The 13,077-nt window shown below is 33.7% G+C and carries 13 protein-coding genes; 6 read left to right on the plus strand and 7 right to left on the minus strand.

Annotated features, from left to right (window positions below; all coding sequences use genetic code 11):
* Nucleotides 1–29 precede the first annotated feature (29 nt).
* Both H0I26_RS00110 and H0I26_RS00115 read left to right on the plus strand, forming a co-directional pair.
* Nucleotides 30–527, plus strand: a complete 498-nt coding sequence (locus H0I26_RS00110) for a DUF4890 domain-containing protein (RefSeq protein WP_218700496.1) — start codon at nucleotides 30–32, stop codon at nucleotides 525–527.
* Between the two features lie 120 nt (nucleotides 528–647).
* The gene (locus tag H0I26_RS00115; RefSeq protein WP_218700497.1) at nucleotides 648–1,004 is read left to right on the plus strand and encodes a hypothetical protein; all 357 of its coding nucleotides are present in this window, start codon (nucleotides 648–650) and stop codon (nucleotides 1,002–1,004) included.
* Nucleotides 1,005–1,078: 74 nt separating this feature from the next.
* Here the strand turns inward: H0I26_RS00115 and hemL are convergent, their stop codons facing one another.
* Genes hemL through H0I26_RS00130 form a run of 3 tightly spaced genes read right to left on the minus strand, consistent with a single transcriptional unit; the run spans nucleotide 1,079 to nucleotide 4,086 of the window.
* Entirely contained in the window at nucleotides 1,079–2,356 is a 1,278-nt protein-coding gene (gene hemL, locus H0I26_RS00120; RefSeq protein ID WP_218700498.1) for a glutamate-1-semialdehyde 2,1-aminomutase, read from the minus strand.
* 5 nt (nucleotides 2,357–2,361) lie between these two features.
* Nucleotides 2,362–3,171 carry a glucosaminidase domain-containing protein gene (locus H0I26_RS00125; RefSeq protein WP_218700499.1) on the minus strand — a complete coding sequence of 270 codons (810 nt, stop codon included), beginning with the start codon at nucleotides 3,169–3,171 and terminating at the stop codon, nucleotides 2,362–2,364.
* A gap of 3 nt (nucleotides 3,172–3,174) precedes the next feature.
* The gene (locus tag H0I26_RS00130) at nucleotides 3,175–4,086 is read right to left on the minus strand and encodes a 1-aminocyclopropane-1-carboxylate deaminase/D-cysteine desulfhydrase (RefSeq protein ID WP_218700500.1); all 912 of its coding nucleotides are present in this window, start codon (nucleotides 4,084–4,086) and stop codon (nucleotides 3,175–3,177) included.
* A gap of 375 nt (nucleotides 4,087–4,461) precedes the next feature.
* Here H0I26_RS00130 and H0I26_RS00135 point away from each other — a divergent pair, with 375 nt between their 5' ends.
* The 3 genes from H0I26_RS00135 to H0I26_RS00145 are packed head-to-tail and all read left to right on the plus strand — an operon-like array spanning nucleotide 4,462 to nucleotide 7,187.
* Complete coding sequence (locus H0I26_RS00135) at nucleotides 4,462–4,629, plus strand: DUF5522 domain-containing protein (RefSeq protein ID WP_198519990.1); 168 nt, start codon at nucleotides 4,462–4,464, stop codon at nucleotides 4,627–4,629.
* A 14-nt stretch (nucleotides 4,630–4,643) separates the two neighbouring features.
* Entirely contained in the window at nucleotides 4,644–6,629 is a 1,986-nt protein-coding gene (locus H0I26_RS00140; protein WP_218700501.1) for a urocanate hydratase, read from the plus strand.
* Nucleotides 6,630–6,641: 12 nt separating this feature from the next.
* Complete coding sequence (locus H0I26_RS00145; protein ID WP_218700502.1) at nucleotides 6,642–7,187, plus strand: DUF4136 domain-containing protein; 546 nt, start codon at nucleotides 6,642–6,644, stop codon at nucleotides 7,185–7,187.
* 506 nt (nucleotides 7,188–7,693) lie between these two features.
* On the opposite strand, the gene H0I26_RS00150 is transcribed toward H0I26_RS00145, so the two are convergent.
* The 4 genes from H0I26_RS00150 to H0I26_RS00165 form a co-directional block, all read right to left on the minus strand.
* Complete coding sequence (locus H0I26_RS00150; protein ID WP_218700503.1) at nucleotides 7,694–10,006, minus strand: M1 family metallopeptidase; 2,313 nt, start codon at nucleotides 10,004–10,006, stop codon at nucleotides 7,694–7,696.
* A 64-nt stretch (nucleotides 10,007–10,070) separates the two neighbouring features.
* A complete protein-coding gene (locus H0I26_RS00155; RefSeq protein WP_218700504.1) occupies nucleotides 10,071–10,571 on the minus strand; it encodes a DUF6702 family protein in 501 nt (166 codons plus the stop codon).
* Between the two features lie 61 nt (nucleotides 10,572–10,632).
* Nucleotides 10,633–11,400: a carboxypeptidase-like regulatory domain-containing protein gene (locus H0I26_RS00160; RefSeq protein WP_218700505.1), complete on the minus strand. Its 768-nt coding sequence runs from the start codon at nucleotides 11,398–11,400 to the stop codon at nucleotides 10,633–10,635.
* Nucleotides 11,387–12,199: a carboxypeptidase-like regulatory domain-containing protein gene (locus tag H0I26_RS00165; RefSeq protein WP_218700506.1), complete on the minus strand. Its 813-nt coding sequence runs from the start codon at nucleotides 12,197–12,199 to the stop codon at nucleotides 11,387–11,389. Before H0I26_RS00165 ends, H0I26_RS00160 begins: the two co-directional genes overlap by 14 nt.
* Before the next feature lie 109 nt (nucleotides 12,200–12,308).
* On the opposite strand from H0I26_RS00165, the gene pepE reads away from it, so the two are divergent.
* A complete protein-coding gene (gene pepE / locus H0I26_RS00170) occupies nucleotides 12,309–13,016 on the plus strand; it encodes a dipeptidase PepE (RefSeq protein WP_218700507.1) in 708 nt (235 codons plus the stop codon).
* The last annotated feature ends 61 nt before the right edge of the window (nucleotides 13,017–13,077 follow it).

The raw sequence follows: 13,077 nt of genomic DNA on the forward strand, positions 1-13,077 counted from the left end.
GAAGTATAACAATTTAAAATAAGATACAAATGAAAAAATTAGCAATACTAGCATTAGCTTTAATTACATTTCAAGCAAATGCACAAGATAACAGTAGCGAAAAACGTCAAGAAAACAAAAAAGAACGTATGGAAAAACGCATGAAACTTGAACCAAAAGAAATGGCAGAGTTAAAAACTAAAAAAATGACTTTGCATTTAGATTTAACAGAAGCACAACAAACAAAAGTTATGGCTTTAAATTTAGAAAATGCAAAGCAAAGAAAGGAGCACTTTAAAAAGCATGCCGACAAAAAAGACGACTCTGAAAAAGCAAAACCAAGTAAAGAAGAAAAACTTAAAAGAATGAATGCTAAATTAGATGCACAAATAGCAACTAAAAAGCAAATGAAGGATATCTTAAATGCTGACCAATATGAAAAGTGGGAAAAATCAGAAATGAAAAGAAACCATGGACGTAAGCATAATAAAAAAGGCGAAAGAAAACACGGAAAAGGTGAGAAAAATAGTACTGAAACTGATGAATAATTAAGAAATATTTACATTTTAAGGAAAAAAGACGCTGATTATCTATTCAGCGTCTTTTTTATTTGCGATTATTAAACTAAAAGTGTTACTTTGAAAGTATAATTAATTAACTCTTACACAATGAAAAAAATAATTACGCTTTGTCTTTTTGTATTTGGTTTATTTTTAGCAACTAACACTGCTAGCGCACAACAAAAATTTAGTGCAGAAGTCACTACTGCAGCACTAACAAAAACGGTTGAGCTTGGTAAAGCTTTAAAAGCGAACAAACCTACTCAAGAATTAATGTATCCTGCATTTCAAGAATTTTATGCAAAATCAGAAACACTAAACAATTCATTAGAGTCAGGTACAAGTGAATATAGCGCATTAGAAAAGAAAATCAACGATCGTTTATCTTCACAAATGAATGAAGTACTTAATGACGAACAATACACTAAGTATTTAGAATTATCAGGTAATTCTCAAACAGAATAATTTAGTCTTAGTACATATAAAAAAAAGCCGATTATAAATTTATAATCGGCTTTTTTAATGTCTAATATTTTCTATTAACTAAAGACAGCTTCACAAGCTGCAATCGTTTTATCTAAATCGTCATATGATAGCGCATCATTTAAAAACCAACTTTCAAAAGCACTTGGCGCCAAATAAACACCTTGATTAAGCATCCCATGGAAAAAAGTTTTAAATGTTTCGTTATTTCCTTTAGCAGACGTTTCAAAATCCACAACCTGACCTTCACTAAAGTGGACAGACATCATAGATCCTAATCTGTTTATAGTATGCGTTACGTTTAATCGTTCTAAAACCTCAGCAATACCTTTATGTAGGTATTCTGTTTTCTTAGCTAAACTTGAAAACACATCACCTGTATTTAACGCTTCTAACATTGCCAATCCTGCAGCCATAGCTAATGGATTACCACTTAATGTTCCTGCTTGATATACTGGTCCTAAGGGTGCTAAATGATTCATGATTTCAGCCTTAGCTGCAAAAGCACCTACAGGCAAACCACCTCCTATTACTTTACCAAAACACACAATATCTGCTTTAATACCTAATAATTCTTGCGCTCCACCTTTAGCTAATCTAAATCCGGTCATAACCTCATCAAATACCAATAAAATATTATTAGCATCACACAATTGTCTTAACCCTTCTAAAAAACCTGCTTTTGGAGGAATACACCCCATATTACCAGCCACTGGCTCAATTATAATACAAGCTATTTCGTTTTTATTCGCTTCAATTAAAGCTTCAACATTTGCTAAATCATTATACTTAGCCAATAATGTATCCTTAGCGGTACCTTGAGTTACTCCTGGACTATTTGGTGATCCAAAAGTTACTGCACCACTACCCGCTTGTATTAAAAACGAATCTGAATGCCCATGATAACAACCAGCAAATTTTATAATCTTATCCTTATTAGTAAAGCCTCGTGCTAATCTGACAGCACTCATACAAGCTTCTGTACCTGAATTAACAAAACGAATCTTATCAATATTAGGCACCATAGATACCGCTAACTCCGCAATTTTGGTTTCAATTTCAGTTGGCATACCAAAAGAGGTCCCTTTTTTAGCTTTATCAATAACTGCATCAACCACTGGTTTATGCGCATGACCTAAAATCATTGGCCCCCAAGAAGCGATATAATCTATTAATTGGTTACCATCTTCGTCATACAAATAAGCCCCTTTAGCTTCTTTTACAAAAATAGGCGTTCCACCTACTGCTTTAAATGCACGGACTGGAGAGTTTACACCTCCAGGAATTACTTTCTCTGCTTCTGCAAACAAAGCACTACTTCGTTTATAAATCATAAACCTTAATAATCTTTTGGAATTGGTTTTACAAATAAAATCTGTCCTATGAACAAATTATTGTCTTCTAAACTATTTAATTCTTTTAATTCGGTAACAGAAATATTATATCTTTTAGAGATTGAATACAACGTGTCCCCTTTTATAACTGAATGCTTATCGTTAGTCGCTATTTCTTTACCTAAAACATCTGCATCAAAACGATACAACTGGTAACGTTCTATTAAGCTAATTAATTTATTCGGGTATTTTCTATCGGTTGCATAACCAGCAGCTCTTAATCCTTTTGCCCAACCCTGATAATCGTCCTTTTCTAAGTCAAATAATTTTGAATACCGTTTACGTTCTGCTAAAAATAAAGAATGGTCTCTAAACGAGTATTTTGCATTTTTATATTTACGGAAACATTCTTGTGATGCATCATCATCATGATAAATTTTAGCACCTTCCCAATTATGGCACTTAATACCAAAGTGATTATTTGCTTCTACAGATAAACGTCCTTGTCCAGAGCCAGATTCCAAAATACCTTGCGCTAAAGTAATACTTGCGGGTACTCTATATTTAATCATTTCATCTTTAGCAATATCACTAAATACCGCTATATACTCTTCAGTCTTGTTAGCATAGACTTCAGGTGTTTCTTTTCTAACGTCATCTTCTACAATAGCAACTGGCTTTTCCTTCTCTGTTACTTTTTTCTTTCGATCTACCTTAACGGTTCTTTGCTTTCCTTTTTTTGTTGTTACCTTTTTTGAAGATCCACAACTAACAATTAACAATGTTAAACAAAGAATGGTAATTATTTTTTTCATTTACTATAAAATTAATTGTTGCTGTTTTTGTTTTAGCCTTTTATTCATACCAACTATACCTTGTAAACCACCAGTATGAATCATTAAAATTTTTGAATCTGGTTTAAAAAAACCTGATTGTATTAGCTCAAAAATTCCAAACATCATTTTCCCGGTATACACTGGGTCTAAAGCGATGTTGTGTTGTTTTTTAAATGTATTAATAAACGACACCAAGTCTGTATTTATTTTAGCGTATCCACCAAAATGATAATCGGTTATTAATTGCCAGTTTTTCTGTTTTGCAAATTTACTAATATCTTCTTTTAAAAAGTCGCCTTTTAAAGCCGAAAAACCTAAAACTTGCTGATTAATTCCGGAACTATTGATTAATCCCGCTAAGGTACCACCCGTCCCCACAGAAGAACAGATATAATCAAAATGATCGTCTGCTTTAGTTAAAATCTCTTCGCATCCTTTTATAGCCAAATCATTAGTCCCACCTTCCGGTATTTGATAAAAATCACCAAATTCCCTTTTCAATTTATCTAGAATGGATTGTGTTCCTTTTAATCTAAACAGTTCTCTACTAATAAACTTAAAAGTCATTCCGCAAGATTGCGCAAACTTTAGCGTAGGGTTGTCCGAAATCTTATCTCTTAATTCCTCTCCTCTTATAATCCCTATTGTTTTAAATCCAAAAACACGGCCAGCCTCTGCTGTGGCCGCAATATGATTAGAAAATGCACCACCAAATGTCAATAAAGTATCATGATTATGTTGTTCCGCGAAAGCGATATTATACTTTAACTTTCTATACTTATTTCCAGAAATAATGGGATGGATTAAATCTTCTCGTTTTAGGTGTAATGAAACCGAACTCTTAAAAGGGAGTTCTATGTTTTGGTTTACACTAAGTTCAGGCTTAAATTTCATGCTTGCTAAGATACTTTAAAAATCGCATAAATGGTCTTGATTTTAGATAGTCTAAATTAGCATCGTTACAATATGCTTCTCGTTCGAAACTAATATTCTTATAGGCCAAGAACCCGTTTTTATATTTCACAAGATTAATTAAGAACGCTATTCCATACCAAATATAAAATGGAAGTATTAGCATTTCCAGTTGCTGTCTAAGATGAATTCTTTCATGATTAATAAGTGTTTCACTCTGTTTTAGAGCTTTATTTTTTAAAAAGATAAACGGAAACACGGTCATACCAGTATAACCTTTGGGCACTAAATACTTGGACACTATTATCATAATTGATACCTCTCAAAATATATTCCAATTTACGCTATCTTTGTGATATGAAGAAGATAATTCCTATAGAAGACGGCGATTACTACTTAACACCTGAAGGTTATCGCTGTTTTACAGAGCAATACCATTTAAAAAGAGGCTATTGTTGCGAAAGTGGTTGCAGACATTGTCCTTATGGATTTAATGCCAAAACAAACTCAATTAAAAAAAATTAAAGTCAATAGACGTTATGACATTTAAAGATCAAATACTAGAAGGTATCCCAAACCAATTACCAGAACCAAAACCTTTTGACGCTTCCATTAACCATGCTCCAAAACGGAAAGCCATTTTAAGTGACGCGGAAACAAAATTAGCTCTAAAAAATGCGCTGCGTTATTTTGACAAAAAACATCATGGTATATTATTACCTGAATTTAAAACAGAACTAGAAACTTACGGACGTATTTACATGTACCGTTTTAGACCTGACTACAAGATTTATGCTAGACCAATTTCTGAATATCCTGCTCAATCAAAACAAGCTGCTGCTATCATGTTAATGATACAAAACAACTTAGATTATGCTGTTGCACAACACCCACACGAGTTGATTACCTATGGTGGAAATGGTGGTGTGTTTTCTAATTGGGCACAATACTTATTAACTATGAAGTATTTGGCAGAGATGAATGACGAGCAAACATTAACCATGTATTCTGGACATCCAATGGGTGTATTCCCTTCCCATAAAGACGCACCAAGAGTTGTGGTTACAAACGGAATGATGATACCTAACTATTCCAAACCTGATGATTGGGAAAAATTTAATGCATTAGGAGTAACACAATATGGTCAAATGACAGCTGGTAGTTATATGTATATCGGCCCGCAAGGAATTGTGCATGGTACTACAATTACCGTTTTAAACGCTTTTAGAAAAATAAAAAAAGACCCTAAAGGACACCTTTTTGTGACCTCTGGTTTAGGAGGTATGTCTGGCGCACAACCTAAAGCTGGAAATATTGCTGGTTGTATTACAGTTTGCGCAGAAGTCAACCCTAAAATCACACAAGTCCGACTAGATCAAGGTTGGATTGATGAGAAGATTACAGACCTAGAACAATTAGCCCTGCGTGTTACTAAGGCTAAAGCCGAAAAAGAAACTGTTTCTATTGCTTACTTAGGAAACATAGTTGATGTATGGGAAGCATTTGATCAAGCTAATATACATATAGACATAGGTAGTGATCAAACATCATTACATAATCCTTGGGCTGGAGGATATTATCCAGTCGGTATAACTTTTGATGAAGCCAATCTAATGATGGCTAATTCCCCTGAGTTATTTAAAGAAAAAGTTCAACTCACCTTACGCAGACATGCTACTGCAATAAATAAACATACGGCAAAAGGAACTTACTTCTTTGATTATGGTAATGCCTTTTTATTAGAAGCCTCTCGAGCTGGTGCCGATATAATGGCTGAAAATGGTATTGACTTTAGATATCCTAGCTATGTGCAAGATATTATGGGACCTATGTGTTTTGATTATGGTTTTGGGCCTTTTAGATGGGTTTGCGCCTCAGGAAAACCAGAGGATTTAGCAAAAACAGACCAAATCGCTTGTAATGTTTTAGAAGAAATAAAGAAACATTCGCCAGAAGAAATCCAACAGCAGATGGCTGATAATATCCAATGGATTAAAGGTGCACAAGATAACAAATTAGTTGTAGGCTCTCAGGCTAGAATATTATATGCAGATGCTGAAGGGCGCATGAAAATAGCAGAAGCATTTAACCAAGCTATTAAGAATGGTGAGATTGATACTATAATACTGGGGCGTGATCATCATGATGTATCTGGAACGGATAGCCCCTATCGTGAGACCTCTAATATTTATGATGGCTCAAGATTTACAGCAGATATGGCAATACAAAACGTTATTGGTGATAGTTTTAGAGGGGCGACTTGGGTAAGTATCCATAATGGTGGTGGCGTTGGTTGGGGAGAAGTTATTAATGGCGGATTTGGTATGGTTCTTGATGGTAGTATAGAAGCATCAAAACGATTAAAACAAATGCTATTTTGGGATGTTAATAATGGTATTTCTAGACGAAGCTGGGCTAGAAATGACGAGGCTATTTTTGCTATAAAACGCGCAATGGATGCCGAGCCTAATTTAAAAGTAACATTACCTAATCTAGTCGATGATGATTTATTGAACTCACTTTAAAACAATAACGCTATGAAAAAAATTATTAAATTTTTACCGATTGTGTTAGTGGTACTTGCACTAACATCATGCAGCTCTGTTAAAGTAGCTGCAGATTATGACAAAGCTGTAAACTTTGACAATTACAAAACTTTTGCTTTTTTTAAATCAGGAATTGACAAAGCTGAGATTAGTGATTTGGATAAACGCAGAATCTTACGCGCTATCGAATCGGAACTATTAGCTAAAGGCTTTACTAAATCTGAAAATCCCGATGTACTGGTTAGTATTTTTACAAAATCTAATCAACGTGTAGATGTGTACAACAACTCTTGGGGCGCTGGAGCTTGGGGTTGGGGCGGACCACGCTGGGGATGGGGTTGGAATTCGCAACCAAATATATCAACATCGACTCAAGGTGTCTTATTTGTTGATTTAATTGATGCCAATAAAAAAGAATTAGTTTGGCAAGGCCAAGGTACTGGCTACCTCTCTAAAAACGTCGAGAAAAAAGAAGAGCGCATTGTAGAATTCGTATCTAAGATTATGGAGAAATATCCTCCAGGAATAACCAAATAAAAAACAAAATTAGACGACGTCAAAGACATAATAGGTTTATCAATAAGCCTTTCAACTGTATTCTACAAAAATCTTATTATAAAAAAGCGGCCACTTGATAAAGTAGTCGCTTTTTTATATTTAAAACAAATAGCACTTATTTATGTCTCCGCACTCTAGCTCCACCCTTTTTTAAATAATTACCTCGCTAGATACCCCCCTTCATCTCCATTGGTATATAACGGAATAGTAATACTGCTATTTAATACTAAATTACTTATTACATTATTACCCTTTGACCTTTCTACTTTGACAACTCAGATCATTTATACTATTTTAACTCCACACCAATGCAACTACACCTCTTAACAATCCTAAAACCTCAAATCCATTGTCTTTATACTTCTCTATAGTAAACTATAAGTTTTACTACTTGTAATACAAAACAACACTATCAAAATAAGCCTAAAACAAAAAGCCCTTAAAACTTACGCTTTAAGGGCTTTTTAATATTTAAAAACGACTACTTAGTTTTTGTTTTTCTCTTTAAAGTTATCAAACTCGCTAGCTTTCATTTCTCTTGGCCATGAGTTGTTAGAAGTATCAACATCTGCAGTTTCTAATTTAGGATCTACAGTAATATTAACAATCTCTTTTTCGGTTGCTAAAGTCTTACTTATTTCTTTATCATTAAGTCTCCAAATTTGTGCTGGATACGTTTCTGTTTTTGATGTTCCATCTGAATACGTATACTCAACAATAATTGGCATCACTAACCCACCTGGCTTTTCGAAAGTCACTTTATAAAAGAATTTAGGTTCTTTTATTTTTGCACGTTCTTCTGCTGTAAAGTTATCCATAACATATTCATTTAATGTTGCAGAGTTCTCTAAAGCTGTTTTCCCTTTTAATTTATCGTCAAAATCTTCACCTCCTTCTTCTACAAAAAAGACTAAAGGCGGCAAATCGCTTAACTTCATTCCTCTTTGTTCTGCAATTTTCTTAATTTCCGCATTAGGCTCATTAGACACATAATACTTTTTTACATCTTTAACTCCGATATCAACATAATCTGTTGTGTAAAACCAACCTCTCCAATACCAATCTAAATCAACTGCTGATGCATCTTCCATTGTTCGGAAGAAATCTTCTGGTGTAGGGTGCTTAAACATCCAACGTTGTGCGTATTCTCTAAAAGCATAGTCAAACAACTCATGCCCCATTACTGTTTCACGTAAAATATTAAGCGCTGTTCCGGGCTTACTATAAGCGTTATTACCAAATTGGTACGTATTTAATCCTTTAGTCATAATAGGAGCAATATAATCTTGATCTCCTCCCATATATCTTACAATATTTGCTGCAGGTCCACGACGTGATGGATAGGCCGTTTGCCCTTCAGATAATGCCGCAGGATACCATTTACCAAAATCTTGTTCTGCTACGTATTGTACAAATGTATTTAATCCTTCATCCATCCAAGTCCATTGACGTTCGTCACTATTTACAATCATAGGAAAAAAGTTATGTCCTACTTCATGAATAATTACAGACATCATTCCAAACTTAGTTCTATCACTATAGTTTCCATCTTTATCTGGACGACCATAATTCCAACAAATCATTGGATATTCCATCCCTTGCTCTTTAGCATGAACTGATATTGCTTTATGATAAGGATAATCAAAAGTCATACGAGAGTAAGACTTTAAAGTACTTGCTACTGCTTTAGTTGACCATTGTTCCCATAATGGATTTCCTTCTTTACCATATAAAGATACAGCCATTACATCTTTACCACCAATCTTAACACTCATCATGTCCCAGATATATCGTCTTGACGTGGCAAAACCAAAGTCACGTACATTTTCTGCATATAACTTCCATGTTTTAGTCTTTGTTGCTTTTGTACTTAACTTAGCAATAGCTTCGTCTTGTGTTACAATAACAACAGGCTCGTCATAAGATGTTTTTGCTTGCTCGTAACGCTTCATCATGTCTTTTGAAAAGACCTCTTTTCTATTCGTCAATTTCCCTGTTCCATCTAAAATATGATCTTCAGGAACGGTAATATTTACTTCAAAATTCCCGAAAGGTAATGCAAACTCATCACGCCCCCAGAACTGAGAATTTTGCCAGCCTTCCACATCATTATACACTGCCATTCTTGGGTAGAATTGTGCAATAACATAAGCTCTATTATCATCTTCAGGAAAATACTCATAACCTGAACGCCCTCTACCATTTACGTGGTCATTAATGTTATACCACCATTTGATTGAAAATGAAAATGAATCTCCCGACTTTAAAGCTGTTGGCATTTCAACACGCATCATCGTACGATTAATCATATGTGGTAATGCACGACCTTTACTGTCTTTTACTTCTTGAATATTAAATCCTCCATCAAAAGCTTCTGTCAAATAACTATTTGTAAAACTACCTGGTGTAGTTGCTGGTTGCGAAGCATCATCACTGATTAATGGTGTCTTAGAATCTTTAGCACGCATGTTTTGATCTAACTGAACCCATAAATAACTTAAATTATCTGGAGAATTGTTAGTATACGTAATGGTTTCGTAACCTGATAATTTTGCATTAACATCATCAAGCTGTAAGTCCATTTTGTAATCCGCTTGCTGCTGGTAATAAGCTGCACCTGGAGCACCTGAAGCTGCTCTATACATATTAGGCGTTGAAAACTCTTCATACAACTGCTTAAACTTGTTGTTATTTGTGTGACCTGGTTGACGTTCTTTCTGGTCTTCCTTTTGGTCTTGCGCAAAGGCACTTACAGACACGAAAAGTGCCGAAAGAAATAGATACTTTAATTTTTTCATTTGTGAGTGGTTGTTACTTTAAGGTCGTCAATTTAACAAAAATTAACGTTGACTACATCGTTTATTAAAAGTTTAACAAACCTTTATCTTTCTCTGGGATTAAAACAAAAGTTTTGTTTTTACCATTTATATTATTTCTCACAATATTTTTTTGATCATCAAAAATATCGAATAAGACTTTATTTTGTATTTCAAAACTTTTGATTGAAGACACATTTTCTATTTCTAGATAACAACGCATAATGTCCTCATCATACTCTTTTCCGATAAAAGATAAAGCTTCTGGCTCTCCATTAATATTGATCATTATTTTTTGTGAAAGATACTTTTTAATATAACTATCAATTACAGCTTCATCTTGACCATCATTTAAAGTTATCTTTTCATCATACCGTTTACGAAGTAATTTCTCAAAATCGTCAACAAATATTCTAGATATAATTTGCACCGATTGCTTATCCTTAGCATATTCGATCTGCGTTATACTTACATAATATTTATGTACCGAATTAAAGGCAAACAACGAAAAAAGACTAAGAAACAACAGATATTTAAATGCTTTCATGATATGATATTATAATTACAAACTTAATAGATTAGTTACAAAAAGTATTCCAAATACTATTTTATTCTTTAGCCTTTAAATTTTGATTGTACTGTTCTAATTTCTTTTTAAAAAAAGTAAAAGCCTCTAAGTTGCTTTTAGAACATGCCTTCCTAAAATCAGGATCTTCTTGAACAAAATAAAAGAACTCTACATGATACTTTTGCTCTAAAGGATTAGCATCAAAAAAATCGATAGATAAATCGTTTTTTAACCTTGCCAACAACGCGTCATCATTTTCTAGCTGAATCATTTCCTTCAACTTTTTAGTCCTTCCAGAAATTGCATTTAGAATTGGATTTAAAGGTATAAATCCACCTCCAGTAGTTGCCTCAAATAAACGTCTCTCAGATTGTGTTTTTTGCTTGCCTATATAACCAGGAATACCGACGTTATAAAAATTGATTACAGGTTTTGCTTCTGAATTAGAAACATCATCTATTAAGTTTCCGGACAAAGGCTGTACTAAAAACACTTCGTCCAACTCGTTAACAAAAGTCTCCAATGTAACTTGTAATGCTTTTGAAGTTATATTTTCTTCACTTACAACCTTAAATAAAGTTTTATATTGAACGGCAGAAAAAATAACAGTATCGTTTAGTTTAGCTGAAATAGAGAATACACCATCACTATTTGATGTTGCACTAGTCAATGAAGTCTTGTTTAACACATGTATCCCTTCAACATCTTCATCTCCTAAGATAGTCCCTGACAACTCAATTTTCTGAGCCTGAGCATAATGAAAAACACATAGAATAATTACGTTTAAAAATAATTTATTCTTTTTCAACAGTTGCTTTTAAAAATTCTTGACTTTGCGCATTAAGATGTTCTATTAACTGCATTTCTTTACCCTTTTTTAGTAGATTAACATCAAAATCGTTAACTTGAACATAAGCTATAAAAGCCTCTACTTGATCCTCGGGCACTTTAAAGTTTATAGTATAATAATCATGATTATAAATATCTCCTAATGTTGTAAATTCCTGTTCTGTAGATACAGTATTATCGCGTTTACTCTTATCTTTTTTCTTAAATAACAACCCAACTAACCCCCCTAAAATAGCCATACCATCTGCCTGGTATCTTATTCTTTCGTTTTGACTCATGGCAGCCAAGTTTTCAACTTTACTATATTCGTCATCTGCAAACTCGTAAAAACTAATATCGTTAACTCCAAAGTAAATAGCATCCATGTCAGGATTATACGTTTCTACGTTTGTAACGTCTTCTTTTAAAAACCCAGTCAAATTGTAAGGCAAAATAACAACCTCATCTAGCTTATTAACTTGTTCTACCAAGTACACATTCATTTGCTTAGAATCAATAACTTCCTTTGCTACAACCACATTAAAATCCTTAAACTGAAGTGCTGACACACTAATTTTATCATTCAACATTGCACTTATAGTAAATTCTCCTTTTTCGTCCGTTACAGTTCCTTTATTGGAAGACGAGTTGTAAATTGTTATCCCTTCAAGATCTGGAGAGTCGATAATAATTTTCCCCTTTACCTCAACTCGAGTAGAGTCTTGAGCAGAAGTAAAACTAAAAGTTAATAATAAAAAGGCAATAAGATATGATTTCATGTTGGTTGATTTTAGGTAAATTAAAAACTTTTAGTCTTAATTTCAATGTAAAGCCTCTATAATCTTTTGTTAAAAGCTTCTAATAACTAAATTTACAAAAACTATACTTATGAAACAATTATTAATCGCAAGTACTTCCACCCTACATTCTGGAGCATACTTGGACTATTTACTAGACGCTTTAAAAATTCATTTTAAAGATATAAAAGACATTATTTTTATTCCGTATGCACGACCTAGCGGCATTTCTCACGACGATTACACACAAAAAGCATCAGAAGCTTTTGCCAAAATCAATATAAACGTAACAGGCTTACACACCTTTAAAAACCCTGCTGAAGCTATAGCAAATGCAAAAGGGATATTTACAGGAGGCGGAAACACCTTTGTTTTAGTCAGCGCATTATACAAACACCAATTATTAGCACCCTTACAAGCAGCCATTAATAACGGAACGCCATACTTAGGAACTAGCGCAGGGAGCAACATCTGTGGATTAAATATCCGCACAACCAACGATATGCCAATTGTATACCCTCCAAGTTTTAAAACATTAGGATTTATCCCTTTTAATATCAACCCTCATTATTTAGATCCAGATAATAATAGCACACACATGGGAGAAACTAGAGAAACTAGAATTAAAGAGTTTCATCAATTTAACACACAACCTGTAGTTGGATTACGCGAAGGGAGCTGGTTAGAAGTTAAAGGACAATCAATACAACTTAAAGGTGCATTGCACGCTCGAGTTTTTGAATACGACACAGAACCTTATGAAATAGAAACTGGCACATTTTTAAATGAGTTGAAATAACAAACTAAAAGTGTAAAAATGACTATAATAAATCTACAATACTGTCATTCCACAACTCCTC

This window comes from Olleya sp. HaHaR_3_96 (assembly GCF_019278545.1).
GTDB lineage: Bacteria > Bacteroidota > Bacteroidia > Flavobacteriales > Flavobacteriaceae > Olleya.